26 protein-coding genes are annotated in these 26956 nt (G+C 72.2%); 23 read left to right on the top strand and 3 right to left on the bottom strand.

From position 1 onward, the window contains the following. The first annotated feature begins 10 nt into the window (after positions 1-10). The 10 genes from argS to BMW78_RS01760 all read left to right on the top strand — a co-directional run bounded on the left by argS (position 11) and on the right by BMW78_RS01760 (position 14201). On the top strand, positions 11-1657 hold the full coding sequence (argS, locus tag BMW78_RS01805) for an arginine--tRNA ligase (protein ID WP_091755803.1): 1647 nt from the start codon (positions 11-13) through the stop codon (positions 1655-1657). 4 nt (positions 1658-1661) lie between these two features. Beyond that, a complete protein-coding gene (gene lysA / locus BMW78_RS01800; RefSeq protein ID WP_091755802.1) occupies positions 1662-3110 on the top strand; it encodes a diaminopimelate decarboxylase in 1449 nt (482 codons plus the stop codon). A gap of 113 nt (positions 3111-3223) precedes the next feature. After that, the gene (locus tag BMW78_RS01795; RefSeq protein WP_091755795.1) at positions 3224-4564 is read left to right on the top strand and encodes a homoserine dehydrogenase; all 1341 of its coding nucleotides are present in this window, start codon (positions 3224-3226) and stop codon (positions 4562-4564) included. After that, entirely contained in the window at positions 4564-5661 is a 1098-nt protein-coding gene (thrC, locus tag BMW78_RS01790; protein ID WP_091755793.1) for a threonine synthase, read from the top strand. The genes BMW78_RS01795 and thrC overlap by 1 nt, the downstream gene beginning before the upstream one ends. After that, entirely contained in the window at positions 5661-6650 is a 990-nt protein-coding gene (thrB, locus tag BMW78_RS01785; RefSeq protein ID WP_091755791.1) for a homoserine kinase, read from the top strand. Before thrC ends, thrB begins: the two co-directional genes overlap by 1 nt. A 327-nt stretch (positions 6651-6977) precedes the next feature. After that, positions 6978-9002 (top strand): transcription termination factor Rho, encoded by a 2025-nt coding sequence (gene rho / locus BMW78_RS01780; protein ID WP_218144208.1) that lies wholly within the window; start codon positions 6978-6980, stop codon positions 9000-9002. Between the two features lie 184 nt (positions 9003-9186). After that, positions 9187-9579, top strand: a complete 393-nt coding sequence (locus BMW78_RS01775; protein WP_091755787.1) for a response regulator transcription factor — start codon at positions 9187-9189, stop codon at positions 9577-9579. Continuing rightward, positions 9576-10628, top strand: a complete 1053-nt coding sequence (locus tag BMW78_RS01770) for a HEAT repeat domain-containing protein (RefSeq protein WP_091755785.1) — start codon at positions 9576-9578, stop codon at positions 10626-10628. The genes BMW78_RS01775 and BMW78_RS01770 overlap by 4 nt, the downstream gene beginning before the upstream one ends. Next, a complete protein-coding gene (locus BMW78_RS01765; protein ID WP_245735608.1) occupies positions 10625-12067 on the top strand; it encodes a glycosyltransferase family 2 protein in 1443 nt (480 codons plus the stop codon). Before BMW78_RS01770 ends, BMW78_RS01765 begins: the two co-directional genes overlap by 4 nt. A gap of 28 nt (positions 12068-12095) precedes the next feature. After that, complete coding sequence (locus tag BMW78_RS01760) at positions 12096-14201, top strand: sensor histidine kinase (RefSeq protein WP_091755784.1); 2106 nt, start codon at positions 12096-12098, stop codon at positions 14199-14201. A gap of 92 nt (positions 14202-14293) precedes the next feature. Here the strand turns inward: BMW78_RS01760 and BMW78_RS01755 are convergent, their stop codons facing one another. Then, complete coding sequence (locus BMW78_RS01755; protein ID WP_091755782.1) at positions 14294-15670, bottom strand: outer membrane protein assembly factor BamB family protein; 1377 nt, start codon at positions 15668-15670, stop codon at positions 14294-14296. 334 nt (positions 15671-16004) lie between these two features. Here BMW78_RS01755 and rpmE point away from each other — a divergent pair, with 334 nt between their 5' ends. The 3 genes from rpmE (at position 16005) to prmC (ending at position 18245) form a co-directional block, all read left to right on the top strand. Continuing rightward, positions 16005-16220 carry a 50S ribosomal protein L31 gene (gene rpmE, locus BMW78_RS01750; protein WP_091755781.1) on the top strand — a complete coding sequence of 72 codons (216 nt, stop codon included), beginning with the start codon at positions 16005-16007 and terminating at the stop codon, positions 16218-16220. Positions 16221-16320: 100 nt separating this feature from the next. Beyond that, positions 16321-17400 (top strand): peptide chain release factor 1, encoded by a 1080-nt coding sequence (gene prfA, locus BMW78_RS01745; protein ID WP_091755780.1) that lies wholly within the window; start codon positions 16321-16323, stop codon positions 17398-17400. Beyond that, the gene (gene prmC, locus BMW78_RS01740) at positions 17397-18245 is read left to right on the top strand and encodes a peptide chain release factor N(5)-glutamine methyltransferase (RefSeq protein WP_091755778.1); all 849 of its coding nucleotides are present in this window, start codon (positions 17397-17399) and stop codon (positions 18243-18245) included. The genes prfA and prmC overlap by 4 nt, the downstream gene beginning before the upstream one ends. 16 nt (positions 18246-18261) lie before the next feature. On the opposite strand, the gene BMW78_RS01735 is transcribed toward prmC, so the two are convergent. Next, on the bottom strand, positions 18262-18840 hold the full coding sequence (locus tag BMW78_RS01735; RefSeq protein ID WP_091755777.1) for a TetR/AcrR family transcriptional regulator: 579 nt from the start codon (positions 18838-18840) through the stop codon (positions 18262-18264). Between the two features lie 123 nt (positions 18841-18963). Between BMW78_RS01735 and BMW78_RS01730 the strand changes: the two genes are divergently transcribed. The 6 genes from BMW78_RS01730 (at position 18964) to BMW78_RS01705 (ending at position 24634) form a co-directional block, all read left to right on the top strand. Continuing rightward, entirely contained in the window at positions 18964-19641 is a 678-nt protein-coding gene (locus tag BMW78_RS01730; RefSeq protein ID WP_091755776.1) for an NADPH-dependent F420 reductase, read from the top strand. Positions 19642-19643: 2 nt separating this feature from the next. Continuing rightward, complete coding sequence (locus BMW78_RS01725; protein WP_245735607.1) at positions 19644-20540, top strand: SDR family oxidoreductase; 897 nt, start codon at positions 19644-19646, stop codon at positions 20538-20540. A gap of 29 nt (positions 20541-20569) precedes the next feature. Beyond that, positions 20570-21244, top strand: coding sequence for an NADPH-dependent F420 reductase (locus BMW78_RS01720; RefSeq protein ID WP_091756511.1), 675 nt, complete (start codon positions 20570-20572; stop codon positions 21242-21244). 42 nt (positions 21245-21286) lie between these two features. Beyond that, positions 21287-22171: an L-threonylcarbamoyladenylate synthase gene (locus tag BMW78_RS01715; RefSeq protein WP_091755775.1), complete on the top strand. Its 885-nt coding sequence runs from the start codon at positions 21287-21289 to the stop codon at positions 22169-22171. Then, the gene (locus BMW78_RS01710) at positions 22168-23454 is read left to right on the top strand and encodes a serine hydroxymethyltransferase (RefSeq protein ID WP_091755774.1); all 1287 of its coding nucleotides are present in this window, start codon (positions 22168-22170) and stop codon (positions 23452-23454) included. The genes BMW78_RS01715 and BMW78_RS01710 overlap by 4 nt, the downstream gene beginning before the upstream one ends. A 67-nt stretch (positions 23455-23521) precedes the next feature. Continuing rightward, complete coding sequence (locus BMW78_RS01705) at positions 23522-24634, top strand: glycosyltransferase family 4 protein (protein ID WP_091755773.1); 1113 nt, start codon at positions 23522-23524, stop codon at positions 24632-24634. 36 nt (positions 24635-24670) lie between these two features. Here the strand turns inward: BMW78_RS01705 and BMW78_RS01700 are convergent, their stop codons facing one another. Beyond that, positions 24671-25285: a GNAT family N-acetyltransferase gene (locus tag BMW78_RS01700; protein WP_245735606.1), complete on the bottom strand. Its 615-nt coding sequence runs from the start codon at positions 25283-25285 to the stop codon at positions 24671-24673. A gap of 139 nt (positions 25286-25424) precedes the next feature. Here BMW78_RS01700 and BMW78_RS20375 point away from each other — a divergent pair, with 139 nt between their 5' ends. From BMW78_RS20375 to BMW78_RS21125, 4 genes are all read left to right on the top strand, one after another. After that, positions 25425-25673, top strand: coding sequence for a hypothetical protein (locus tag BMW78_RS20375; protein WP_143056107.1), 249 nt, complete (start codon positions 25425-25427; stop codon positions 25671-25673). Positions 25674-25725: 52 nt separating this feature from the next. Continuing rightward, positions 25726-25971, top strand: a complete 246-nt coding sequence (locus BMW78_RS01695) for a hypothetical protein (RefSeq protein WP_091755772.1) — start codon at positions 25726-25728, stop codon at positions 25969-25971. 112 nt (positions 25972-26083) lie between these two features. After that, positions 26084-26560, top strand: coding sequence for a Cg1360 family ATP-synthase-associated protein (locus tag BMW78_RS01690; protein WP_143056106.1), 477 nt, complete (start codon positions 26084-26086; stop codon positions 26558-26560). Further along, positions 26557-26892, top strand: coding sequence for an AtpZ/AtpI family protein (locus tag BMW78_RS21125; protein WP_091755769.1), 336 nt, complete (start codon positions 26557-26559; stop codon positions 26890-26892). Before BMW78_RS01690 ends, BMW78_RS21125 begins: the two co-directional genes overlap by 4 nt. Positions 26893-26956: the final 64 nt, after the last annotated feature.

The raw sequence follows: 26956 nt of genomic DNA, 5'->3' as shown, positions 1-26956 counted from the left end.
ACTTGCGCGGGTGACTCCCGAAGAACTCTCGCTCGCCATCCGCACCGTCCTGACCCGGGCCGTGGACGCCGGTGACCTCACCGTCGCCGTGCCGGCCGACGTGCGCGTGGAGCGACCGAAGAACCGGGAGCACGGGGACTGGTCGACCAACATCGCCCTCCAGCTCGCCAAGGGCGCCGGTATGCCGCCGCGGCAGCTCGCGACGACGCTCGCCGAGCGCCTCGGCCAGGTCCCCGGCATCAAGGCCGTCGACGTGGCGGGGCCGGGGTTCCTCAACATCAGGCTCGACGCCGCGTCGGCCGGTGAGCTCGCCCGCAGCATCGTCGAGGCGGGAGCGACCTACGGGCACAACGACGCCGCCAAGGGCCAGGTCATCAACCTCGAGTTCATCTCGGCGAACCCGACCGGCCCCCTGCACCTCGGCCACACCCGCTGGGCAGCGCTCGGCGACGCGATGAAGCGCCTGCTGAAGGCGTCGGGCGCCGACATCACGGCCGAGTACTACATCAACGACGCCGGCGCGCAGATGGACAACTTCGGCCGAAGCGTCCTGGCCCGCGCGAAGGGCGAGCCCACTCCGGAGAACGGCTACCCGGGCGCCTACGTCGACGACCTCGCCAAGGCCGTGCTCGAGCAGCGCCCCGACCTCGTGACCCTCCCCGAGGGCGAGGCCCTGCCGCTGGCCCGCGAGCTCGGCTACCGCGCCCAGCTCGCCGACATCCAGTCGACGCTGGAGGACTTCGGCGTGGGCTTCGACGTCTGGTTCTCCGAGAAGAAGCTGCACGAGGAGGGCGCCGTCGAGCAGGCCGTCGACCGGCTGCGCGAGCAGGGCCACGTCTACGACCTCGACGGCGCGGTCTGGCTGCGCACCAGCGACTTCGGCGACGACAAGGACCGTGTCCTGATCCGCGCCAACGGCGAGCCCACCTACTTCGCCGCCGACGCGGCCTACTACCTGTCGAAAAAGGACCGCGGCTTCGACGAGAAGATCTACCTGCTCGGCGCCGACCACCACGGCTACATCAACCGGCTCAAGGCCATCGCAGCCTGCGCGGGCGACGACCCCGAGCACAACATCGAGGTGAGGATCGGGCAGCTGGTCGACCTCAACGGGGCCAAGCTCTCCAAGCGCGCCGGCAACATCATTGAGCTGCGCGACCTCATCAACTGGATCGGCACCGACGCCATCCGCTACTCGCTGGCCCGCTACCCGGCCGACAGCCCGCTGTCGATCGAGGGCGAGGAGCTGCGCAAGCAGACCAACGAGAACCCCGTCTTCTACGTGCAGTACGCCCACGCCCGCACCTCCAACGTGCACAAGCTCGCGGTCGAGGACGGCGTGCGACCCGAGGACGGGTTCGACCCGTCGCTGCTCACCGACCCCACCGAGGCAGCGCTGCTCGCGATCCTCGGCGACTTCCCGCGGGTGGTGGCCCAGGCCGCGAAGCTGCGCGAGCCGCACCGGGTCGCCCGCTACCTCGAGGACCTCGCCGGCCGGTTCCACAAGTGGTACGACACCTGCCGCGTCCGCCCGGCGAACCGCGACGAGGAGGTCACCGACCTGCACCGCACGCGCCTGTGGCTCAACGACGCCACCCGCCAGGTGCTCGCCAACGGCCTTGACCTGCTGGGGGTCTCCGCCCCGGAGCGGATGTAGCCGGATGCGCGCGCACGAGGCAGGCGCCCTCCACGCCGAGGGCTACGGCGGCCCGCCCCACTGGCTGCCCTGGCCCACCGACGTCATGGAGCTGCTGCCACAGCTGTGGCCGCAGACCGTCCGTCGTGACGCCGACGGCCGGCTCGAGGTCGGGGGCGTCGACGTGGTGACGCTGGCGCGCGAGTACGGCACCGCGGCATACGTCATCGACGAGGAGGACTTCCGCAGCCGCGCGCGGGCCTTCCGCGACGACTTCGCCGCGCCGTTCGAGCCGGTGTGCGGCGGCGTCGACGTCTACTACGCCGGCAAGGCGTTCCTCTGCACCACGGTCGCCCGCTGGGTGGCGGAGGAGGGGCTGAGCCTCGACGTCGCCTCCGGCGGCGAGCTCGCGGTCGCCCAGCGAGCCGGCTTCCCCGCCGAGCGGATCGGCATGCACGGCAACAACAAGAGCCTCGCCGAGATCCAGCAGGCTCTCGACTACGGAGTGGGCCGGATCATCGTCGACTCCTTCGAGGAGATCGAGCGGATCGCCGCCGTCGCCACCGAGCTCGGCGTCCGTGCGCCGGTGATGGTGCGCGTCACGGTCGGCGTCGAGGCGCACACCCACGAGTTCATCGCGACCGCCCACGAGGACCAGAAGTTCGGCTTCTCCCTGGCCGGGGGCCGCGCCCAGGAGGCCATCGACCGCATCCTCGAGCGCAGCGACGTGCTCGACCTGCGCGGCCTGCACTCGCACATCGGCAGCCAGATCTTCGACACCTCCGGCTTCGAGGTCTCGGCCCGCCGGCTCATCGGCCTGCACGCGGAGGTGGCGCAGCGGCACGGAGTGCACATGCCCGAGATGGACCTCGGCGGCGGCTACGGCATCGCCTACACCTCCGAGCACACGCCGCTGACCCCAGCCGACCTCGGCAAGCAGATGGCCGAGCTGGTGCGCCGCGAGTTCGCCGCCCTCAACGGGGGGAGCGAAGCCGGCGACGACGTCTCCGTGCCGCGCATCTCGATCGAGCCGGGCCGCGCCATCGTCGGCCCGAGCACGTTCACCCTCTACGAGGTCGGCACCGTCAAGGACGTCGACCTCGGCCACGGCGCCAAGCGCACCTACGTCTCGGTCGACGGCGGCATGAGCGACAACGTGCGCACCGCCCTCTACGACGCCGACTACTCCTGCACCCTCGCGAGCCGGCGCTCCGAGGCGGTGCCGCGCCTGTCGCGCGTCGTCGGCAAGCACTGCGAGAGCGGCGACATCGTGGTCATGGACGAGTACCTGCCCGACGACATCACCTCGGGCGACCTCGTCGCGGTCCCGGGCACGGGTGCCTACTGCCGCAGCCTGTCGAGCCAGTACAACCACGTGCCGCGGCCGCCGGTCGTCGCCGTCCGCGCTGGCGAGGCCCGGGTGATCGTGCGCCGGGAGACGGTGGACGACCTCCTCGCGCTCGACGTCGGCTGAGGAGAATCCACGCCGAACCGGTCCGGATGCCGGAACAATGAGCGTCCACAACGTGGTCACCGGCACGATGTCAGGGACCGGGAAAGGCCCTACAGGGCTTGGAGGAGCAGACGGTGAGCGAAGTCGAAGGCAAGGCAGCAGGAGAGCCCCTGAAGGTGGCCCTCCTCGGGTGTGGCGTGGTCGGGTCCTCGGTGGCCCGGATGCTCACCCAGCAGGCCGGCGACCTCACTGCCCGCGTCGGCCGCCCCCTCGAGCTGATCGGCATCGCGGTGCGCCGCGCCGGCCGTGACCGCTCCGACCTGCCGGTCGACCCCAGCCTGTTCACCACCGACGCCGACTCCCTCGTCACGAAGGCCGACATCGTGATCGAGGTGATCGGCGGCATCGAGCCGGCCCGCAGCCTCATCCTCAAGGCGATGGAGCACGGTGCCTCCGTCGTGAGCGCCAACAAGGCGCTGCTCGCCGAGGACGGCCCCAACCTGTATGCCGCGGCCGACCGCTGCGGCGTCGACCTCTACTACGAGGCCGCCGTCGCCGGAGCGATCCCGATCCTGCGTCCGATCCGCGAGTCGCTCGCCGGTGACGAGGTGCGCAAGGTCCTCGGCATCGTCAACGGCACCACCAACTACGTGCTCGACAAGATGGACACCACCGGCCAGGGCTTCGCCGAGGCCGTCGAGCAGGCCCAAGCCCTCGGGTACGCCGAGGCCGACCCCACCGCCGACGTCGAGGGCTTCGACGCCGCCGCCAAGGCCGCGATCCTGGCGAGCCTGGCCTTCCACACCCGGGTCTCGAGCGACGACGTGCACCGCGAGGGCATCACCGAGGTGACCGCCGCCGACGTGCAGGCCGCCAAGGAGATGGACTGCGTCGTCAAGCTGCTCGCCATCTGCGAGCGCACCCGCGACGAGCAGGGTCACGACCTCGGCATCAGCGTGCGCGTCTACCCGGCGATGATCCCGCGCAGCCACCCGCTCGGCTCGGTGCGCGACGCCTACAACGCCGTCTTCGTCGAGGCCGCCGCTGCCGGCGAGCTCATGTTCTACGGCAAGGGCGCCGGCGGCGACCCGACCGCCAGCGCGGTGCTCGGCGACGTCGTCGCGGTGGCCCGCCACCGGGTCGGCGGCGCCAAGGGGCCGGGGGAGTCCGCCTACGCCGACCTGCCGGTGCTCGACATCGGCAGGGCCCTGACGAGGTACCACATCAGCCTCGACGTGGCCGACCGCCCGGGCGTGCTCGCCCAGGTGGCCACCGCGTTCGCCGAGCACGGCGTCTCGATCGAGACCGTGCGCCAGCAGATCGTCCGTGACGACGAGACCGGTGCGGCCCGGGCCAACCTCATCGTCGTCACCCACATGGCGCCGGACTCCGCGCTGTCGGCGACCGTCGACGCGCTGGCCGACCTGCCGACCGTCGACGAGGTCACCTCGGTGATGCGGGTGGAGGGCTCCTGATGGCGCACCTGTGGCGCGGCGTGATCCGCGAGTACGCCGAGCGGCTGCCCATGCTCGAGGGCGCCCCGGTCATCACCCTGCAGGAGGGCGGCACGCCGCTCATCCCGGCCGAGCACCTCTCCGAGCTCACCGGCGCGCAGGTCTTCGTCAAGTACGAGGGCCTCAACCCGACCGGCTCGTTCAAGGACCGGGGCATGACGACCGCGATGTCGATGGCCGCCAAGCACGGGGCCAAGGCGGTCATCTGCGCTTCCACCGGCAACACCTCGGCCTCCGCGGCGGCCTACGCCACCAAGGCCGGCATGGCCTGCGGTGTGCTGGTGCCCGACGGCAAGATCGCCATGGGCAAGCTGAGCCAGGCCATCGCCCACGGGGCGACGCTGCTGCAGGTCGACGGCAACTTCGACGACTGCCTCACCTTGGCGCGCAAGCTCGCCGAGGCCTACCCCGTCGAGCTGGTCAACTCGGTGAACCCGGCCCGCATCGAGGGCCAGAAGACCGCTTCCTTCGAGGTCGTCGACGCGCTCGGCGACGCCCCCGACATCCACTGCCTGCCCGTCGGCAACGCCGGCAACATCACGGCCTACTGGAGGGGCTACCGCGAGTATGCCGCGGGGCACGGGATCGAGGGCGTGCCCGACGGGGTGGCCACGAAGCTGCCCCGGATGTGGGGCTTCCAGGCCGCCGGCGCCGCCCCCATCGTGCTCGGCCACCCGGTGGACCAGCCCGAGACCATCGCCACCGCCATCCGCATCGGCAACCCCGCCTCGTGGAAGCAGGCCGAAGAGGCGCGTGACACCTCGGGCGGGCGCATCGACGCGGTCACCGACGAGCAGATCCTCGCCGCGCACCGGCTGCTGTCCGCCCGCGAGGGCATCTTCGTCGAGCCCGCCTCGGCGGCCAGCGTCGCCGGACTGCTCATGGCCCACGAGGCCGGCCAGGTACCGGCCGGTGCCACGGTGGTCTGCACCGTGACCGGGCATGGCCTGAAGGACCCGCAGTGGGCGCTCAAGGGCGCCGACGGCGCGGACGTCACGCCGACCCGGGTCCCCGTCGACGCCTACACGGCAGCACAGGCGCTCGGGCTGGAGGGCTGATGACCCAGCGCGCGGCGCACCGGCTGGCCCCAGGCACCTCGGTGCACGTGCGCGTGCCGGCCAGCAGCGCCAACCTCGGCCCCGGCTTCGACTCGATCGGGCTCGCGCTCGGCATCTGGGACGAGTGCACCGCGACCGTCACGGACGACCCGGGCCTGGTCATCGAGGTGGAGGGCCAGGGGGCGGGTGACGTGCCGCTCGACGAGCGCCACCTGGTCTACCGGTCGATGCTCACCGCCTGGGACCACCTCGACCCGGCCGACGCGGTGGAGGTGCCCCGCGGCCTGCACCTGCGGTGTCGCAACGTCGTGCCCCACGGGCGGGGGCTCGGTTCCTCCGCCACCGCCATCGTCACGGGCATCGCTGCGGCACAGGGGCTCTCCCGAGCCTCTGAGCGCGACGACCGGCCGTTCGACCTCGCGTTCACCAACGACATCGCCTCGATGGTCGAGGGCCACCCCGACAACGCGTCGGCCAGCGTCCACGGCGGCATGACCCTGTCGTGGAGCGACGACCCGGGGGAGACCGCGAAGGCCGCCACCACCACGGTCCGGGTGCCGCTGCACCCCGACGTCGTGCCGGTCGTCTTCATCCCCTCCGAGACGCTCTCCACGGCCAAGGCCCGCTCGGTGCTGCCCTCCCACGTGCGGCTCGCCGACGCGGCATACAACTCGGCGCGTGCAGCGCTGCTGGTGCACGCCATGCGGCACGCACCCGAGCACCTGCTGTCCGCGACGCAGGAGCGGCTGCACCAGGAGGCGCGCCGCCCGTCGTACCCGCACTCCATGGAGCTCGTCGACGCGCTGCGCCGCGAGGGGCACGCCGCCGTCATCTCAGGTGCGGGCCCGTCGGTGCTCGTGTTGGCGACCACGACCACCGCCGACGCGGTGCTCGACCACGCGGGGGCGCCGGGCGAGCCGTCGTCGTGGAAGGCCCTGGCCCCAGGCGTGCCCGGGGAAGGGGTCATCGTCCGAGAGGTCACAACCTGACCGCCGTTCGGTGGAGCCTTGTCACGGACGAGTACGGCGGAGTGTTACATTGAGGACGCACGCAGTGGATGGGAGAGCTCCTCAGCTGAGCTCCTCGATATCTCGCGACACGTGCACCCCCACGCGAAGGCAACTCGATCGTTGCCCCTTGGCTTCTCGTGCCCTTGCGTGACTTCCACTGGCCAGTTCTTGGCCCAAGCCCCGGTCCGGCTCTCAGTCCGGACCGCATACGAGGGGGAAGGATCCTTCGTGACAGACACCACCACTCTCGACGCCGCCCAGCCCGGTGGCACCGAGAAGCCCCGTCGATCCGGCGCGCTGAGCGCCATGCGCCTGGCCGAGCTCCAGGGCCTGGCCTCCAGCATGGGGATCACGGGCACCGCCAAGATGCGCAAGGGTGACCTGATCACCGCCATCAAGGCCCGCCAGTCCGGCTCCGCGCCGGCCGCCGCGCCCGCCACCAAGGCCGAGGCCGGGGCCCCGCGCGTCGAGCGCGCTCAGAACGACGGCGCCCGGGACCGGGCCGCCCAGGACCAGGCGACCCAGGACCAGGCGACCCAGGAGAAGACCGCTCCGGACGCCACCGCGCGCCAGGAGCGCCAGCAGGGCGCGGTGCGCCAGCAGGGCGGGGAGCGCCCCGCCGCCCACGAGGGCGCAGAGCAGGCCCGCGCCCAGCGTGCGGAAGGCGGCGAGCGTCAGCCCCGCCAGCGCGACGCCCGCCAGCAGCGTGAGGACCGCCCGCAGCGCGAGGAGCGCCAGGACCGCGGTGAGGCCGCCCACGGCGAGCAGGCCCGCGAGGGCCGCCGCGAGCGCGACGACCGTGCCCCGCGCGAGGAGCGCGGTGACCGCGCCCGCCAGGACCGTGGCGAGCGCAGCCGCCAGGACCGCGAGGAGCGTGGCGGCGACCGCAGCCGTCCGGAGCGCGAGGACCGCAGCGACCGCACCGACCGCAGCGACAACCGGAACCGCCAGGACCGCGACGAGCGTGCCGACACCCGCACCACCCGCGATGACCGCGCCAACCGCGATGACCACAACACCCGCGACGACCACAACACCCGCGACAACCGTGGTGACGAGGACGAGGGCGACGGCCGGGGTCGTCGTCGCAGCCGCAGCCGGAACCGCGGTCGTGACAAGCGCCGTGGTGGCCGCGAGGACTACGAGAACGAGCCGATGGTGGCCGAGGACGACATCCTCGTGCCGGTCGCCGGCATCCTCGACGTCCTCGAGAACTACGCCTTCGTCCGCACCTCCGGCTACCTGCCCGGCCCGAGCGACGTCTACGTGCCGCTCGGCCTGGTCAAGAAGAACGGCCTGCGCAAGGGTGACGCCGTCACCGGCGCCGTGAAGGCGCAGAGCGAGGAGCAGCAGCAGAACTCGCGCCAGAAGTTCAACGCGCTGGTGCGCCTCGACACCGTCAACGGGATGACCCCGGAGGACGCCAAGAAGCGCGTCGAGTTCGGCAAGCTGACGCCGCTGTACCCGCAGCAGCGCCTGCGCCTCGAGACCGACCCGACCCAGCTGACGACGCGGATCATCGACCTCGTCGCGCCGATCGGCAAGGGCCAGCGCGGCCTCATCGTCGCCCCGGCCAAGGCCGGCAAGACCATGGTCATGCAGGCGATCGCCAACGCCATCACGACCAACAACCCGGAGTGCCACCTCATGGTCGTCCTCGTGGACGAGCGTCCCGAGGAGGTCACCGACATGCAGCGCGCGGTCAAGGGTGAGGTCATCTCCTCGACGTTCGACCGCCCGGCCGACGACCACACCACGGTCGCCGAGCTGGCCATCGAGCGGGCCAAGCGCCTGGTCGAGATGGGCCACGACGTCGTCGTGCTGCTCGACTCGATCACCAAGCTCGGCCGTGCCTACAACCTGTCGGCGCCGCCGAGCGGCCGCATCCTCTCCGGTGGCGTCGACAGCGCCGCGCTGTACCCGCCGAAGAAGTTCTTCGGTGCCGCCCGCAACATCGAGGACGGCGGCTCGCTGACCATCCTCGCGACCGCGCTCGTCGAGACCGGCTCCCGCATGGACGAGGTCATCTTCGAGGAGTTCAAGGGCACCGGGAACATGGAGCTCAAGCTCGACCGTGGCCTGGCGAACCGCCGGATCTTCCCGGCCGTCGACGTCAACGCCTCGGGCACCCGCCGGGAGGAGATCCTCCTCTCCGGCGAGGAGCTGAAGATCATGTGGAAGCTGCGACGGGTGCTCGCCGCGCTCGACCAGCAGCAGGGCATCGAGCTGCTCATCGACCGTCTGAAGAAGACCAAGAGCAACATCGAGTTCCTCATGCAGGTCCAGCAGACCTCCTCGATCCACATCGAGGACGAGGACACCCGCCGCTGACGGTCCACCCCAACAGCGCCTGAGGCCGTGCCCACCGAAAGGTGGGCACGGCCTCACCCGTTCGTCCAGAAGGTAAAGAGCAGGCCTGTTGCCGCGAATTTCCCGGTTTGTTCGTTTACTTTTGCTTTCAAGCACATGTGCTCTCAGCACGTGTGCCCACGCAAGCCGGGGCGAACGAGAGGCAATGGAAGTGTCCACACCGGAGGGGACCCGGGTCCTCGTCGCCGACGACGACGCCGACATCCGCGAGCTGGTGGAGTTCAAGCTCTCGCAAGCGGGGTATGCCGTGCAGGCGGTTCCGGACGGCCTCGCGGCGTGGGAGGCGTTCGAGGCCAACCCTCCGCAGCTCGCCGTCCTCGACGTGATGATGCCCGGGCTGTCCGGCTTCGACGTCCTGCGGAAGATCCGCGAGAGCGACCACCCCCGTGTGCCGGTGCTCATGCTGAGCGCCAAGTCGCGCGACAGCGACGTCGACACCGGTTTCGCCATCGGCGCCGATGACTACGTCATCAAGCCGTTCAGCCCTCGAGAGCTACTTCACCGGGTCAACACCATGCTGTCCCGGGCCCGGGCGTGACCGGCGCCCCTGTCACCCTTCTCGCCGCCACCCTCGTCTTCGCTGCGTGCCTGGCGCTCGCCGTCGTGCTCGTGCTGACCAAGGTCGGGCGTGAGACCCGGCGCCGCCGCAGGGCCGCCCTCGTCGCGCCGCTGCGTCCCCACCTCATCGCGGTGTCCGCCGGGGAGGACGAGGGGCCGGCGCGATCGACCCTCGTCGCCGCCGAGGGGCCGTCGCGCCGTGCCGTCACCGGGGCCATCGCCGACCTGCTGGGCAAGGTGCGCGGCCTGCCCGCGGAGCACCTGGTCGAAGTCCTCGACCGCCACGGCGCGCTCGAGTCGGCCATGGCCGACCTGCGGCACTCCTCACCGGTCCGGCGCGCGCAGGCCGCCCAGCTGCTGGGCGTGAGCCGGGTTCCCGACGCGGTCGACTCCCTGGTGGTTGCCCTGCAGGACAAGGCGGGCGAGGTCCGGTCCAGCGCCGCCTACGCCCTCGGCCTGATCGGCGACCCGCGCGCCGCCGCCCCCCTGCTGGCCGCGGTCGGGGCGCCCGGGGCGGGGCTGCCCGCCGGGCTCGCGGCCGATGCCCTGCTCGGGATGGGCGTCGGCATCTCCGGCGCCCTCGGCGACGCGCTCTCCGACCCCGACCCCCGCACCCGCACCGTCGCCGCCCACGTCTGCGGCATCGGCAGCTTCACCCGGGCGCTCCCGTGCCTTCGGGAGCGGCTGGCCCTCGACCCCGACCTCACCGTCCGCGAGACCTGCGCGCAGGCGCTCGGCAGCATCGGGCGCGCCGACGACGTGGAGGTGCTCGCGCGGCATACCGAGGCTTCGCAGCCGTTGCCGCTGCGGCGCGTCTGCGCCGAGGCCCTCGGCCAGCTCGGGGAGGATGCCGCCGTGTCCACCCTGGCCGCCCTGCTGCGAGGCCCCGACCCGCGGCTTGCCGAGATCGCCGCGACGTCGCTCGTGCGGCTCGGACCGTGCGGGCGGGCCGCTCTCGACGCCGCCAGCGACGAGCGCCCGGTGCAGAGCGCGCTGACCGTGGCGTCCCTGCAGGGAGTGCTGCGGTGAGGGAGCTGCTCGAGCCGCTGCGCGGTGTCGTCGTCTGGCTCATGGACGTCACCGCGGTCCCGGTCCTGGCCTACTTCGTCCTCATCAACACCTCCTACCTGGTGCTGATCCTGTTGGGGGCACTGGACTTCCGCTCCTACCTGCGCGGCCGCAAGACGGTCGTCGACACCCTCGGCGGTGAGCTGACGCCGGGCGTCTCGGTGATCGTGCCGGCGCACAACGAGGAGGCGGGCATCGTCACCTCGGTGAAGGCGCTGCTGTCGCTGCGCTACCCGGGGCACGAGGTCGTGGTCGTCGACGACGGCAGCACCGACGCCACGTTCGCGCGGCTGCGGGAGGCGTTCGACCTCGTGGAGCTGCCGCGCGACGTGCCGCAGGACATCCCGGTCCGGGCGAGGGTGCTCGGGCAGTACGTGCCCCGTGACGGCCGCACCCGCCTCATCGTGGTGCGCAAGGAGAACTCCGGGCGTTCCGAGGCCAGCAACGTCGGCGTCAACGCCGCCACCGAGCCCCTGGTGGCCATGATCGACGCCGACTCGATCCTGGAGCCCGATGCGCTGCTCCGCGTCGCCAAGCCGTTCGCCGACGACCCGACGCGCGTCATCGCCACCGGCGGGACGATCCGCCCCGTCAACGGGTGCCGCGTCGTCGCCGGCCGGATCGTCTCGGTCGGTATGCCGCGCCCGTGGATGCCGCGCATCCAGGTCGTCGAGTACCTCCGGGCCTTCCTCGTGGGCCGCACCGGGTGGTCGCGGTTCGGCGGCCTCATCCTCATCAGCGGAGCCTTCGGGCTCTACCGGCGCGACACCTTCGTGGAGGCGGGCGGCCTCGACCCCGACAGCATCGGCGAGGACTTCGAGCTCGTGCTCCGCATGCACAAGCTGATGCGCGAGGCCAAGGCCGACTACCGGGTGGAGTTCGTGCCCGAGCCGGTGTCGTGGACCGAGGTGCCCTCGACCTTCAAGGTGCTGCGCAACCAGCGCCGCCGCTGGCACCGCGGGCTCTGGGAGACGCTGTGGCAGTACCGCGGCATGCTCTTCCGGCCCCGCTACGGCAAGGTCGGGCTCGTGGCGCTGCCGTACTACTGGCTCTTCGAGCTCGTCGCCCCGCTGCTCGAGCTCTACGGCATCGTCATCGTGCCCATCGCGCTGGTGCTCGACGCGATCAACGTCCCCTTCGCGCTGCTGTTCCTGGCGCTGGCCTACGGCTACGCGATCTTCGTGACGCTGGCGGCGATGACCTTGGAGGAGTGGGCCTTCCACCGGCACAGCAGGTGGCGCGACCTCGGCGTGGGGCTGGTCTGCTCGGTGCTGGAGAACTTCGGCTTCCGCCAGCTGACCGTGTGGTGGCGGCTCGAGGGCTGGTGGGCCAGCCTGCGGGGGAAGAAGCAGGTCTGGGGCGTCATGACGCGCACGGGGTTCAACGAGGAGGCCTCGTGAGGGCGCGCACCGGCAGCGGGGACGTCTCGTGAGGCGCCAGTGGGGACGCCTCCTGCAGCTCTCGGCCGCGCGCCAGCTGCAGATCCTCATCGCGGTGCTCCTGGTCCTGATCTCCGGCCTGGTGGTCGGGGCCCTGGTGACCGCCCGGGAGCAGCAGCAGACCGTGCGGAACCTGACGCTCGCCACCGGCCCGGGGGCGCAGTTCAACAAGGACACCCTGCTCCAGATGACCCAGGCGCAGGCCGACTGGAGCGAGGCCATGGATGGGTCGGCCCCGGCCGGGCGCTACGAGGCCGTCGAGCCGGACGTCGCGGCCACGCTCCACCGCGTCGCGACCGCCCTCGGCCGCAAGGAGATCGACACGAGCGACCGTCAGCGGTATGCCGCGCTGGTCGAGCGCCAGCGCAGCGCCGTCACCGCGTGGTTCCAGGCGGCGCGCGCGGCGGAGAGCCTGAGCGACCGCCCCGCGGCACAGCGCGACCCGGCTCGGGCGCTGGCCTTCGAGCGGTTCATCGCCTTCCGCCAGGCCAACAGCGAGCTCAGCGCGCTCGTCGGCCACCAGCGTGACGCCGTGCGCGCGTCGGCCCGCAAGTCCATCGGCATCGTCCTCGGGGTCGTGGGCCTCGGCGCGGCCGGTGCCGTGCTGCTGGTGCTGCTGGCCGGGCGCATGGTGCGGGCGTCGATGCTCCTGCCGTTGGAGCGACTGCGCTCCGTGGTGCAGCGCCAGCGCGCCGGCGAGGTCGTCGTGCGGGCCGACGAGCACCACGGCTCTGCGGAGATCCGCGGCCTGGCCGCCGACTACAACGAGCTGGTCCGCAGCCGCCACCTGCTGCAGGAGGAGCAGGGCCGGATGCTGGAGATCCACCGGGTCACCCTCGACGTGGCTCGCCGGGTCCGGGCGGTCGAGCACATCGACGAGGCGCTGGAGTTCGTGTGCTCCTCACTCGGCCAGGGCCTGGGCGTCGACCGGGTGCTGCTCTACACGGTCGAGGACGACGGGGCCGTCGAGGGCATGGCCCAGTTCCACCGCGCCGACCTGCCGTCCCTGCCGCCGCTGCCGCCGTCGCTCATGGGGCAGGTGGCCGCGGTCAACGACGAGCTGCGCCGCGAGGCCACCGTCTTCCGCCTGCCCGACCTGCTGGCGCCCGAGGTGCGCGACGAGCCGCGGGTGGCGGCGTTCCACCGGGCGACGGGCGCCCGCTCGCTGCTCATGGTGCCGATCGGCGTGGGGGAGAAGGGCCTGGGCCTCCTCTCGCTCATGACGGTCGACCTGCCGCGGCGCTGGCGGCGCTACGAGATCCAGGGCGTGCAGCAGTGCGTCTCCTACGTGGCGCAGGGTGTCGTCGCCTCCCGGCTGGCGCACATGCAGGAGGAGCAGGTGGCCCGCCTCACCGCCCTCGACCGCCAGAAGACGGACTTCATGGCGACCGTCAGCCACGAGCTGCGTACCCCCTTGACGTCGATCAGCGGCTACCTCGAGCTGCTCGAGGACGGCGACTACGGCCAGCTGACCGGTCCGCAGCTCAGCGCCCTGGGGGTCATCGAGCGCAACACGGTGCGCCTGCGGGGCCTCATCGAGGACCTGCTGGTGCTCAACAAGATCGAGACGTCCGGCCTGCACTCGCAGCCGGAGAACGTCGCGGTCTCCGACATCGTGTCTGCGGTGGTCGAGGTGCTCGGGCCGACCGCCGCCAACGGCAAGGTGGAGCTCGTCGCGGAGCCGCCCGCCGCCGACCTGTGCGTCCACGTCGACCGTGCCCAGCTCGAACGCGCCCTCATCAACCTCGGCTCCAACGCCGTGAAGTTCACCCCGGCTGGGGGGCGGGTCGGCCTCAGCGCAGAGCGCTCCGGCGACCGGATCGCGATCTCGGTCACCGACACCGGAATCGGCATCCCGCACGACGACCTCACCCGGCTCGGCGACCGCTTCTTCCGGGCGAGCAACGCCACCGCGCAGGCGATCCCGGGCACGGGACTCGGCCTGGCGATCGTGCGCACCATCGTCGAGGGCCACGGCGGCCAGATGTTCGTGGCGTCCGCCGAGGGAGAGGGCACCACGGTGCGGCTCTTCCTCCCGGCGGCCGTCGCGTCGGCGGGGCCAGAGGTCGGGGACGCCGCCGCCAACGCGAGGTGACTCGGCCCACCCCGGCGCTCCACGGCATACGTCTCAGGTGCCCGCTCGAGGAGCCAGCTGCGCGCAGTGACTCCGCGCAGGCGCAGCGGGCCCTAGTAGCAGCCGCCGTGGGGCATCGACGGCAGGTCGGCCACGACCGTCTGGGCCCGCCGCGGGTCGGCCACGAGGTGGGTCTCGGGGGCGTCGGCGCCGAAGTGCTCGGCGCGCAGCTCGACCTGCCACCTCTGGCGGCCGGTCCGCGCGTCCAGCACGCCCAAGTGGCTGGCTGAGCTCTTCGCGGTCATGGGGTCCCACGTGTCGACGCCGAACACCCCGTCGAGGGCCACCGGTCGGCGCAGTCCCTCGAGGCGCCAGCGCTCGCGGCCGGTGCGGGCGTCCACTCCCACCGTCACCTGGCTGCCCTGCAGGTCGGAGCCGCTGAGCGCGACCGTCCCGTCCGCGACGACGCGAGTGCTCGGGGGGCCGAGGACCGTGGCGAGGCCCAACCGGCCAGCGGTCGTGCTGCCGCTGGCCAGTGACCACAGCTCCCGCCCGTTCGTCAGGTCGACGACAACCAGCGTTCCGCGGTCCGCGGAGAGCACCGCGACGCCGTCACCCATGGAGCTGAGGGAAGCCCCTGGCCGTCGCCACAGCAGGTGGCCGTCCGCGGCGCGGGCGGCGAACACCTCATCCACCCGTCCGATGGGGTTCTGGCCGGGCGGGGAGGCGCTGCCATCGGCGGCGGCGAGACCGGACGCGGAGGCGACCACGGTGTCTCCGGCCACCTCGATGTGGACATCGAACGACGTGGCCACCTGCTGCGTCACCAGCCGCCACACCAAGCGCGGGCCGGCGAGGTCGACACCGAGCACCGACCCGTCGCGCGAGGCGGTCACGGCCCGGTCCTCACCCACCGGCACGAACCGGGTGGTCGGCCGCACCGGCAGCTGGATCCACTGGTCGGGTCCGCCACTGGCGGGGTAGACCGACAGGATGTCGCCGCGGCTGCCGACGAGCCGGTCGCCCGAGACGGCGACGGTGCGGCCGAAGTCACCGGCCTCGCCGTTGCCGCCGCTGTCCTGCCCGATGATCTGCCCGCCCGGGCCCCTGTCGAGCGTCACCCCGCGCACATCGCGGCCCGGGTGGGCGGCCCCCCTGCCCCAGACCTTGCCGCCCGCGACCCCGACGGCGTCCTCGAGCTCCTTGGTGCTGAGCACCACGCGGCCGGTCGCGGCGTCGAGCACGTGCACGCCCTTGCACCCGGTGACGACCACGTGGTCGCCGGTGACGAGCGGGGCGGTGTCGGAGCGGTCGGCCACCTCCGTCCGCCACCGTTCCGTGCCCTTGGCGTCGACGGCGCTCACCCAGCCCTTGCCGGGTGGGCAGGGGTCGAAGTCGCACTCGTTCCCGACGCACCCCGACAGCAGCAGCGCCGACACCACCGCGACGCCGACACCCCAGCGAACCCCACACCACCGAACCCCCCACACGCGCTCAGGCTCCCACGGCCGCGGGGCCGGCCACGCGGCATACCCGGCCGACCGTGACCAGAGCGCAACCCACGGGCTGCCGTGCCACCCTGCCCACCGTTCGTCGCCCTGCCCGCCGCGCACGGTGGGCGAAGTGACGGCTGGCGGGCAGAGTCGCACCAGGGGCCGGGCCACCCAGCACCGAGCCGCCGGGAATGCGGAGGGGGTCGATGCCGTTTAGGTCCACAGTGCCTGATCTGGCACACTTGACCGCTGACCGGTTCACGGCGTACAGGGACCGCGGAACGTACCGCCACTCCCGCCGACCCGGCCGCATCGACTCAAGGAGCACACGTTGAAGAAGGACATCCACCCGCAGTACGTGGAGACCGAGGTCACCTGCACCTGCGGCAACACGTTCACCACCCGCAGCACCGCGACGTCCGGCAAGATCCACGCCGACGTGTGCTCGCAGTGCCACCCCTTCTACACCGGCAAGCAGAAGATCCTCGACACCGGTGGCCGCGTGGCCCGCTTCGAGGCCCGCTACGGCAAGAAGGCCGCCAAGTAGCTTTGCCACTGCGCCGGTCCTGACCACCACGGTCAGGGCCGGCGCATTGCGTTTCCCGCCAGATCCTCCCGCCTCACCACGCAGAACCGAGGAAGAACCCATGCTGGAGTCCGCAGCCGCTCTGGTGCAGGAGCACGCCGAGCTCGAGAAGCAGCTCGCCGACCCTGCGGTGTTCGGCGACCAGGACAAGGTGCGGAAGCTGAACAAGCGGTATGCCGCGCTGGCGCCGACCGTCGCGGCCTACCACGCGTGGCACGCGGCCCAGGACGACCTGGCCGCCGCCCGGGAGCTGGGCAAGGAGGACGCCTCGTTCGCCGAGGAGGTCCCCGCGATGGAGCAGACCCTGGCCGCGGCGGAGGAGAAGCTGCGCCGGCTGCTCGTGCCCCGCGACCCCGACGACGACCGCGACATCATCCTCGAGGTCAAGGCCGGCGAGGGCGGCGACGAGTCGGCCCTGTTCGCAGGCGACCTGCTGCGGATGTACCTGCGCTACGCGGAGCGCCGCGGCTGGAAGACCGAGCTCATCGACGCCACCGAGTCCGACCTCGGTGGCTACAAGGACGTGCAGGTCGCCATCAAGGCCAAGGGCACACCCGAGCCGGGTGACGCCCCCTGGGCGAGGCTGAAGTACGAGGGCGGGGTGCACCGCGTGCAGCGCGTGCCCGTCACCGAGAGCCAGGGCCGCATCCACACCTCGGCCGCCGGCGTGCTGGTCATGCCCGAGGCGGAGGAGGTCGAGGTGACCATCGACCCCAACGACCTCAAGATCGACGTCTACCGCTCCTCGGGCCCGGGTGGGCAGAGCGTCAACACCACCGACTCGGCCGTGCGCATCACGCACCTGCCGACCGGCACCGTCGTCTCCTGCCAGAACGAGAAGAGCCAGCTCCAGAACAAGGAGTCGGCGCTGCGGGTGCTGCGTGCCCGCCTCCACGCGATCGCCAAGGAGGCGGCCGACGCCGAGACCAACGCGGCCCGGCGCTCGCAGGTGCGCACCGTCGACCGCTCCGAGCGGATCCGCACCTACAACTTCCCCGAGAACCGGATCAGCGACCACCGCACCGGCTACAAGTCCTACAACCTCGACGTCGTGCTCGACGGTGACCTCGACCCGGTCGTGCAGTCGGCCGTCGACGCCGACGAGCAGGCGCGCATGGCCGCCGTCGCCGAGGGCTCGTGACCGACCTCCGCGCGGCCGTCCGGGCTGCGACGCGGCGGCTCGCCGAGGCCGGCGTCCCCTCGGCCGAGACCGACGCGGTGCTCCTCGCCGCCCACGCGATGGGCACCTCCGCCGCGGAGGTCCGCAAGGCGATGGTGCTCGGCGCAACGGCGCCCGCGGCATACGACTCGCTGGTGGAGGAGCGCGCGGCCCGGGTGCCCCTGCAGCACCTCACCGGCCGCGCGGGCTTCCGTCGTCTCGAGCTGCGCGTGGGGCCGGGCGTCTTCGTGCCGCGGCCCGAGACCGAGCTCGTCGCCGGCCTCGCCATCGACGCGGCCCGCGCCGCGGGCGAGGCGCCGGTGGTGGTCGACCTGTGTACCGGTTCCGGGGCCATCGCGCTCGCCGTCAAGGACGAGGTGCCGGCGGCGCACGTGTATGCCGTGGAGCTGGGGGAGGACGCGCACGCCTGGGCGGCGCAGAACACGGAAGCCACCGGGCTCGACATCACCCTCGTGCACGGCGACGCGACCACGGCGTTCCCGGAGCTCGACGGCACGGTGGACGTCGTGGTCTCCAACCCGCCGTACATCCCTCTCGGGATGGTGCCCATCGACCCCGAGGTGCGCGACCACGACCCAGAACTTGCGCTCTACGGCGGCAGCGACGACGGCCTGGCCATCCCGCTGGCCGTCGCGGCCCGTGCTGCCTCGCTGCTGAAGCCCGGTGGGGTGCTGGTCATGGAGCACGCCGACACCCAGGGCGAGTCACTGCCCGCGGCGCTGGCCCGCGCCGGCGCCTGGCGCGACATCGAGGACCACGAGGACCTCACGGCCCGGCCGCGGGCGACGGTCGCCGTCCGCGCCTGACCCCGGCTTCCGTTCGTCAGGCGGCGGTGGCGGCTTCGACGAGGGCCTGCGCCGAGGCCTTCGCGGCCTTCGGTGCGTCGGGGCTCGCGTCGAGGGAACCGCTCGCGAGCCCGCCGTCGAGCAGCAGGGTGAGCGAGCGGGCGAGCGACTCGGGGTCGCGCGCACCGGCCCGCTCGGCCAGCGTGCGCACCCAGTCGAGCACCGCCGTCTTGTGCGCCACGGTGCGGTCGTGCACCGCGGTGCCGGGCTGCGACTCGGCTGCGGCGTTGATGAACGCGCAGCCCCGGTAGCCCTCGCGGCGGCAGGCGGTGCCGAGGGCGTCGAAGAGGCCGACGAGCTGGTCGGCCGGGTCCGGTCCGGCCGCCTCGGCCGCCGCCTCGAGCTGTCCGGTCCACACGCCGTCGACCTTGTCGAGGTAGGCCACCACGAGGTCGTCCTTGGCGGGGAAGTGCTTGTAGAACGTCGCCTTCGCGACGCCGGACTCGGCGATGATCAGGTCGACCCCCACCGCCCGTATGCCGCGGGCGTAGAAGAGCGCGAACGCCGTCTCGAGGATGCGCTCACGGGCTGCGCTCGGCCGGGCTGTCGTCGTCACGCGCCCAGCATACCTTGCAGGTAGACAGATCTGTCTGTTAGGTTCGCGGCATCGGGATAGACAGACCTGTCTACCACTCGTGCTTTCCGCTCCCTCATCTCTACGCTCGACCCAGGAGTCCTCATGAAGATCGCAGTCCTCGGCACCGGCATGGTCGGCCAGGCGCTCGCCGGCCGCCTCGACGAGCTGGGCCACGACGTCGTCGTCGGCACCCGCGACCCGCAGGCCACCCTCGCCCGCACCGAGCCCGACGGGATGGGCAACCCGCCCTTCTCGGCCTGGCTCCAGGACCACCAGGGCGTCGGCCTGGTGACCTTCGCCGACGCCGCAGCCGGCGCGGAGCTGGTCGTCAACGCGACGAGCGGTTCCGGCGCCATCCCGGCCCTCGAGCAGGCCGGCGCCGACAACCTCGCCGGCAAGGTCGTCCTCGACATCTCCAACCCGCTCGACTTCTCGGCCGGCTTCCCTCCCACCCTGTTCGTGAAGGACACGGACTCGCTGGGTGAGCAGGTGCAGCGGGCCTTCCCGCAGGCGCGGGTCGTCAAGACCCTCAACACCCTCAACGCCTCACTGATGATCCACCCCAAGGACCTCGGCCAGGAGTCGTCGGTCTTCGTCTCGGGCGACGACGCGGCCGCCAAGGCCACGGTCACCGAGCTGCTGGAGAGCTTCGGCCACACCGACGTCATCGACCTCGGCGACATCAGCACCGCGCGCGGCACGGAGATGCTGCTCCCGGTCTGGCTGCGGCTCATGGGCGCCCTGGGCACGCCGGCGTTCAACTTCAAGGTCGTGCGCTGACCATGACCACCGCTGCCCAGCCGATGGCGGGCCGGACCGTGCTCGTCACCGGCGGGACCGGCGGGATCGGTGGCGCCACCGCCACCGGTCTCGCCGCCCTCGGGGCGCGAGTGGGCGTCGTCGGCCGCGACCGCGGCCGAGCCGAGGCGGCCGCCGGGCACATCCGCGCGGACGGCGGCCAGGCTGACGTCTTCGTGGCCGACGTCTCGGCGCAGCGGGAGGTGCGCCGGCTCGCCGACGAGGTGCTCGCGGCATACCCCCGTCTGGACGTCCTCGTGAACAACGTGGGCGGCTACTGGGCCCACCGGCACACCACGGAGGACGGGCTGGAGCGCACCTTCGCGGTCAACCACCTCGCGCCGTTCCTCCTGACCAACCTGCTGCTCGACCGGCTGCGCGAGACCGCTCCGGCCCGGGTCGTCACGGTGTCGTCGGGGGCGCAGGCCATGGGCCGCATCGACTTCGACGACCTCCAGGGGCAGCGGGACTACCGCGGCCAGCGGGCCTACAACCAGTCCAAGCTCGCCAACGTGCTCTTCACCTACGAGCTGGCTCGGCGGCTCGAGGGCACCGGCGTCACCGCGACCGTGCTCCACCCCGGCGTCGTGCGGACCGCCTTCGCCCGCGAGGACTCGGGCCGGTTGATGGGCCTCGGGTTGCCGTTGGCGCGACCGTTCATGAGGAGCCCGGAGAAGGGTGCCGAGACCTCCGTCTACCTCGCGTCCTCGCCCGCGGTGGAGGGTGTGTCGGGCCAGTACTTCGTCGACCGCAAGCCCACGCGGTCGTCGCGGGCGTCCTACGACGCCGCGGCCGCCGCACGCCTGTGGGACCTCTCCGCGCAGCTCGTGGGCCTCGCCGACGCGGCTGGGGCCGGGTCCTCGGGCGAGACCGGCACCTGACCGAGCAGCGGGATGCCAGCATGGGGGCCATGAGGATCGCAGTGCTGGGCACCGGGATGGTCGGCAAGCACCTGGCCGCCGCCTTCGCGCGACGGGATCACGAGGTGCGCATCGGCACCCGAGACCCGGAGGAGACCATGGCCCGCGGCGGCCACGGCCCCGAGGACCCGCCCTTCGCGGCCTGGGCGGCCGAGCACCCGGAGGTGGGGCTCGAGCCCTTCGCCCGGGCCGCGGCGTTCGGCGAGGTGGTCGTCAACGCCACCAGCGGCAGCGTCTCCCTCGACGTGCTGCGCCTGGCGGGCGACGACAACCTCGCCGGCAAGGTGCTCGTCGACGTCTCCAACGCCCTCGACTTCTCGCAGGGCTTCCCGCCCACCATGTTCGTCAAGGACACCGACTCGCTCGGCGAGCAGATCCAGCGCGCGCACCCACGGGCCAGGGTGGTCAAGACGCTGAACACGCTGACCGCCCACCTCATGGTCAACCCCCAGGTGCTCGGGGAGGAGAGCACCGTCTTCATGTCGGGTGACGACGCCGCGGCGAAAGCCACGGTGCGAGGGCTGCTGGAGGACTTCGGGCACACCGACGTCATCGACCTCGGCGACATCAGCACCGCCCGCGGCGCCGAGATGATGATGCCGGTGTGGCTGCGGCTGATGCAGGCGCTCGGCACCAGCTCCTTCAACTTCAAGATCGTCCGCTGACCCGACCTCGGACGCTGAGGGGGCCGGAATAGGCTGGGCCGCATGAGTCCGGTCTACGACTGCACCTCCGAGTCCGGCCGCGCCGAGGGCGTGGCCAAGGCGGTCGAGGCGGTGCGGGGCGGCGAGGTCGTCGTCATCCCCACCGACACCGTCTACGGCATCGGCGCCGACGCGTTCAACCAGGACGCCGTCGCGGCCGTCCTGGCCGCCAAGGGCCGCGGGCGCGACATGCCCCCGCCGGTGCTGGTGCCCAACATCCGCACGGTCGACGGCCTCGCCACCGACGTGCCCGCGTGGGCGCGCGACCTGATCAAGGCGTTCTGGCCTGGCCCGCTCACCCTGGTGTTCAAGGCGCAGAGCTCGCTCATGTGGGACCTCGGCGAGACCAACGGCACAGTGGCCCTGCGGATGCCGCAGGACGACATCGCCCTCGAGGTGCTGGCCGAGGTGGGCCCGATGGCCGTGACCAGCGCCAACCTCACCGGCCAGCCGGCTGCCACCACGGTCACCGACGCGGCCGCCCAGCTCGGCGCCGCGGTGAAGGTCTACCTCGACGGTGGGCAGCGTGCGGCCAACATCCCCTCGACCATCGTCGACTGCACCGGCGAGCGGCCCGAGGTGCTGCGGGTCGGCGCGCTCAGCGAGGAGCAGCTCGACGAGGTGCTCGCCACACACTTCCCGCCTGAGGCCGACGAGCCGCCCTACCCGACCTACACCACGGGCGAGGACGAGCCGGCTGCGCCCACCTACACCACGGGCGAGGACGAGCCGGCCGCGCCCACCCACACGACCGGCGAGGACCAGCCCGTCACCAGCCCGGCCGAGCCGGCGGCGACAGCCCACGTGGACACCACCGGGGGCACCCAGCCCGACGGCATACAGTTGCCTGCGGACTCGACCCGACCGGCAGGAGAGCAGCAGTCATGACCCCACCGAGCGACGACACCTTCTACGGCTCCGACTTCGGGGCCCTGCAGTCCTTCGACCCCGACATCGCCGGGGTCCTGCTCTCGGAGCTCGACCGCATCCGCAGTGGCCTGCAGCTCATCGCCAGCGAGAACCTCTCCAGCCCGGCCGTGCTCACCGCGCTCGGCTCGACGCTGTCGAACAAGTACGCCGAGGGCTACCCGGGACGGCGCTACTACGGCGGGTGCTCGGAGGTCGACAAGGCCGAGCAGATCGCGATCGACAGGTGCAAGGCCCTCTTCGACGCCGACCACGCCAACGTGCAGCCGCACTCGGGCGCCAGCGCCAACCAGGCCGTCTATGGCGCGTTCATGCAGCCGGGCGAGACCATCCTCGCGATGAGCCTGCCGCACGGTGGCCACCTCACCCACGGCACCAAGGTCTCGTTCTCCGGCAAGTGGTTCAACGCCGTGCACTACGGCGTCGACAACGAGACCGAGGACATCGACTACGACCAGGTCGCCGAGCTCGCCCGCGAGCACCGGCCCAAGGTCATCCTCGCCGGCGGGTCCGCGATCCCGCGCCTGATCGACTTCGAGTTCTTCCGCAACCTCGCCGACGAGGTCGGGGCGATCTTCTGGGTCGACGCCGCGCACTTCATCGGCCTCGTCGCCGGCAAGGCGATCCCGAGCCCCGTGCCGTGGGCCGACGTCGTCTCCTTCACGACGCACAAGGTGCTGCGCGGCCCGCGCTCAGGCGCCATCGTGTGCAAGGAGGAGCACGCCGCGAAGATCGACAAGGCGGTCTTCCCGATGATGCAGGGTGGCCCGCAGATGCACACCATCGCGGCCAAGGCCGTGAACTTCAAGGAGTGCGCCACCCCGGAGTACGCCGCCTACGCCAAGCAGGTGATCGCCAACGCCCAGCAGCTCGCCGCGACGCTGGGGGAGAACGGGATCCGCCCGACCACCGGCGGCACCGACACCCACCTGAGCCTGCACGACCTCCAGGGCGTCGGCGTGACGGGCAAGGACGCCGAGGCCCGGGCCGACGCCGCCGGCATCGTGCTCAACAAGAACGCGATCCCGTTCGACCCGCAGAAGCCGAACATCGCCTCGGGAATCCGGGTCGGCACGCCGTCGGTCACCACCCAGGGCATGGGCACCGAGGAGATGAAGACCATTGGTGAGCTCATCGCCACCGCGGTCACCAAGGGCGACGCCGACCCCGACCACGCGGTCTCCAAGGAGGTCCGCGCCCAGGTGACGGACCTCGTGACGCGCTTCCCGGCATACCCCCGCTGACCCTGCCGACCCACCTGACCCTGTCCACCCAGTTGACCCTGCCCACCCACGCAAAGGCGCGCCGTAGTTGAGGGAGTACCTCCTCGTCCTGATGGTGGCCGCGGTGATCACCTACGCGGCGACGCCCCTGCTGCGCGCCATCGCGGTCAAGACGGGTGCCTTCACGCCGGTGCGCGACCGCGACGTGCACAGCGCGCCGATCCCGCGCCTCGGCGGGGTGGCGATCTTCCTGGGGTTCGCCGCGTCGATGCTGGCGGCGAGCCACCTGCCGCGGCTGGGCCAGGTCTTCGAGACCGGCCCCGAGCTCAAGGGCGTGCTGTGGGGCGCGGCCCTGGTCTGCCTGCTCGGGGCCGTCGACGACATCCATGAGCTCGACCCGCTGACCAAGCTCGGCGGCCAGATGATCGCGGCCGGCTTCATGGCGTTCCAGGGCGTGCAGCTGTTCTCGCTGCCGCTCGGCGGGGTGACCGTGCTGCCGGCGCCGGTCATGGTGGCGCTGACCGTGCTGACGGTGCTCGTCATGACCAACGCGGTCAACTTCATCGACGGCCTCGACGGGCTCGCCGCGGGGGTCGTCGGGATCGCGGCGGCGTCCTTCTTCGTCTACAGCTACCTGATCTCGCGCAACTACGACCCCCCGAACGTGTTCTCCTCCGCCACGTTCATCTCCGCGGCGCTGATCGGGTGCTGCCTCGGCTTCCTGCCGCACAACTTCCACCCGGCTCGCCTGTTCATGGGCGACTCCGGGGCGCTGCTGCTCGGCCTGCTGCTGGCGGCCGCGACCATCTCGACCACCGGCAGCGTCACGCCCACCGACGTCAGCACCAACGAGCTGACCGCCACGCTGCTGCCCCTCGTCGTGCCGACCGCGATCATCCTGCTGCCGCTGGTCGACGTCGTCCTCGCCATCGTGCGCCGCACCCGGGCCGGGCAGCGGCCGTGGCAGCCGGACGCCAAGCACCTGCACCACCGGATGCTGCAGATCGGCCACGGCCACCGCCGCGCGGTGATGCTGCTGTGGCTGTGGGCGGCCGTCGCCGCGCTGGGCTCGGTCAGCTTCGTCTTCCTGCAGGCCGGCGTGGCAGCGGCGGCCGTGGTGGGGGTGGTCGTGGTGGCCGTCGTGCTGACGGTGTGGCTGCCGCGCTGGTCGAGGACGCGCCAGCCGCGCGTGCTCAGCTGAGTCCAGGGGCCAGCCGCGCCGCAGGGCCGGCCGGCCTCAGCCGAGGCGCGCCTCGAGGCCGGCCCGCACCGACGGCCACTCGTCACGCAGGACGCTGAAGACGACCGTGTCGCGGAAGGTGCCGTCCGCCCGCCGGGTGTGCCGGCGCAGCACACCCTCCCGGGTCGCGCCGAGCTTGGCGATCGCGGCCTGCGACCGCTGGTTCACCGCGTCGGTCTGGATCTTCACCCGCCCGAAACCACAGTCCTCGAACGCGTGCGCCAGCAGGAGCAGCTTGGCCTCCGGGTTGACCTCGGTGCCCCACCAGCGCGAGCCGTACATCGTCCAGCCGAGGTGCACGCGCTCGTTGACGAGGTCGACGTCGCCGAGCGACGACGTGCCCACCACCGTGCCCTCCTCACCGAGCGGACCGTGCCCGACCAGGCGCACCGTGTATGCCGTGCGGCCGGACGCGCGCGCGGCGACGTCCTTCGCGACGCGGGACCGCGTCTCGGCGAGGTCGGCCGGCGGCGGTCGCATGATGGAGCCCTGGGTGTAGACCGCTGGGTCGGTGAGGACCGCGTGCAGGCCCTCGGCGTCGTCGGGCTGCACGGGGTCGAGGCGGACGAAGCGGCCGACGAGGGGCTTGCCCGTGGGCGGGGTGGCTGGCACGGCCAGAGCATACAAACGGCGGAAATCGACGGCGTTCGCCCCTCCTGCGGTGCTTTCCTCCGTTACGGTCGCCCTGCCGACCGGACCTGCGACGAGATCGCCGGCGTGCTGCCGGCCTGACCCGAGGGGGACGACGAACGTGACGGACCAGCCGGCTGCAGGGGACCAGCCCAGCATCAGCGAGCGGGCCCAGGAGGTCTCCTGGGTCACCGGCACCCCGCTGCGAGGCGCTCCGCTGCACTCGGCCGCGCCGCTGCCGACGGCAGAGGCCTGCACCGAGGCGGCCCAGTCGGCCGCCGCGCTGCGTGCCGGCGTGGTGGTGCCCGGGCCTGAGGGTGGGCTCCAGAAGCTGGCGTCGGCGGTGAAGCGGGTGTTCGGCGGTCGCTGACCGCGACCGTCCTCGTCTGGCGGGGCCGGCGGATGTGGGGTTGACTGCCGCGATGGGCATGAGCACCGGACGACGGGCCGTCATCGCCGTCGTCATCGGGTTCGCCATACCCCTGGCCGGCTGGGCCCTGCCGGGGGCGCGGGGTCCCGACACCGTCCTGGGGGCGCTGGCGGAGGGCGCGGTGATCGCCGTCGTCGTCTTCGTGATGCAGACGGTGCGCCAGGGCATGCGTGCCAAGGCGGTCGACGCAGGTCGCGAGCTGCGGGCGCGACGGGAGCGGGCCCGCGAGACGGATTAGGAGGCCTCGGGGCGCTCGTGATAGTTTTCACAAGCATCCCAGGTGGCCGTGGTAAGGGCCACCGAGCACCCGAATTCGCCGTCCGCCCCGACGAATCCAGGCAGGCAACACCATGACGCACACTCCCGCTCGAGAGGGTTCCGACCCCTTCGCGGCCATGCTGCGTGGCGCGTTCCTCCCCACCCTCGTCGTGGGGCCGATCGCGGTCTTGGTCGCTTGGCTGGCCGGGGGAGGCAAGGCCGCCTGGAGCGCGGGGCTCGGCTTCGTGGTCGCGATCGCGTTCTTCGCCCTCGGCATGGTGGTCATGAGCCGCCTGAACAGCGCCGCGGACCCGCTGCGGTTCCTGGCCAGCGCCATGGCCGTCTTCCTGGGGCAGATGATCTTCCTGCTGCTGGTGATCGTCGCGCTCAAGGACGCATCCTGGCTCGACGGCACCGCCTTCGGCCTCACCGCCCTCGCCGTCGCACTGGTCTGGCAGGTCTTCCAGGTGGTCGCCTTCGTGCGCTCGAGGCGCCCCGTCTTCGACGCGCCTGCCGCTGGGGGCAGGATGGGCAGGACCCCTCATGACCACCGCAGGAGGCCGCGATGACAGGCCCGTCCGACCCGACCGCGCCCGGCCCGTCCACGCCCGAGGAGCCGCGGCCCCATGCGGGTCAGACTCCGGGACAGACGCCCGGTCAGACTTCAGGGCAGACGTCGCGCCAGACTCCGCTGCAGAAGGCCGACGACGGCCACCAGCGGCTGGAGGAGGCGCGCATGTGGAACGTCGTCTCGTACCTCATCACGGGGCCGGCGATGTTCGGTCTCATCGGGTGGGGGCTGGACGCGTGGCTGGGCACGACCTGGCTCGTTGCCGTCGGGATCGTGGGCGGTATGGCCCTGTCGCTGTACCTCGTGTGGTTCCGGTACGGTACGCAGTGACTTCTGCGCGTCGGCTGCGACCGGCCTCTGCCGGTGCCACGACGCGCCCGGAGGCCTTCAGCGC

This window comes from Pedococcus cremeus (genome assembly GCF_900111375.1).
Classification (GTDB): domain Bacteria; phylum Actinomycetota; class Actinomycetes; order Actinomycetales; family Dermatophilaceae; genus Pedococcus_A; species Pedococcus_A cremeus.
The sequence above is the reverse complement of the archived record's forward strand: the minus strand, read 5'-3'. Positions and strand labels throughout refer to the sequence as shown.

Excerpts from the sequence above, each read along its gene's own strand:
- lysA (WP_091755802.1), top strand. The coding sequence starts at position 1,662 with ATGCGCGCGCACGAGGCAGGCGCCCTCCACGCCGAGGGCTACGGCGGC.
- thrC (WP_091755793.1), top strand. The coding sequence starts at position 4,564 with ATGGCGCACCTGTGGCGCGGCGTGATCCGCGAGTACGCCGAGCGGCTG.
- thrB (WP_091755791.1), top strand. The coding sequence starts at position 5,661 with ATGACCCAGCGCGCGGCGCACCGGCTGGCCCCAGGCACCTCGGTGCAC.
- rho (WP_218144208.1), top strand. The coding sequence starts at position 6,978 with ATGCGCCTGGCCGAGCTCCAGGGCCTGGCCTCCAGCATGGGGATCACG.
- BMW78_RS01775 (WP_091755787.1), top strand. The coding sequence starts at position 9,187 with ATGGAAGTGTCCACACCGGAGGGGACCCGGGTCCTCGTCGCCGACGAC.
- prfA (WP_091755780.1), top strand. The coding sequence starts at position 16,321 with ATGCTGGAGTCCGCAGCCGCTCTGGTGCAGGAGCACGCCGAGCTCGAG.
- BMW78_RS01730 (WP_091755776.1), top strand. The coding sequence starts at position 18,964 with ATGAAGATCGCAGTCCTCGGCACCGGCATGGTCGGCCAGGCGCTCGCC.
- BMW78_RS01725 (WP_245735607.1), top strand. The coding sequence starts at position 19,644 with ATGACCACCGCTGCCCAGCCGATGGCGGGCCGGACCGTGCTCGTCACC.
- BMW78_RS01720 (WP_091756511.1), top strand. The coding sequence starts at position 20,570 with ATGAGGATCGCAGTGCTGGGCACCGGGATGGTCGGCAAGCACCTGGCC.
- BMW78_RS01715 (WP_091755775.1), top strand. The coding sequence starts at position 21,287 with ATGAGTCCGGTCTACGACTGCACCTCCGAGTCCGGCCGCGCCGAGGGC.
- BMW78_RS01710 (WP_091755774.1), top strand. The coding sequence starts at position 22,168 with ATGACCCCACCGAGCGACGACACCTTCTACGGCTCCGACTTCGGGGCC.
- BMW78_RS01695 (WP_091755772.1), top strand. The coding sequence starts at position 25,726 with ATGGGCATGAGCACCGGACGACGGGCCGTCATCGCCGTCGTCATCGGG.
- BMW78_RS01690 (WP_143056106.1), top strand. The coding sequence starts at position 26,084 with ATGACGCACACTCCCGCTCGAGAGGGTTCCGACCCCTTCGCGGCCATG.
- BMW78_RS21125 (WP_091755769.1), top strand. The coding sequence starts at position 26,557 with ATGACAGGCCCGTCCGACCCGACCGCGCCCGGCCCGTCCACGCCCGAG.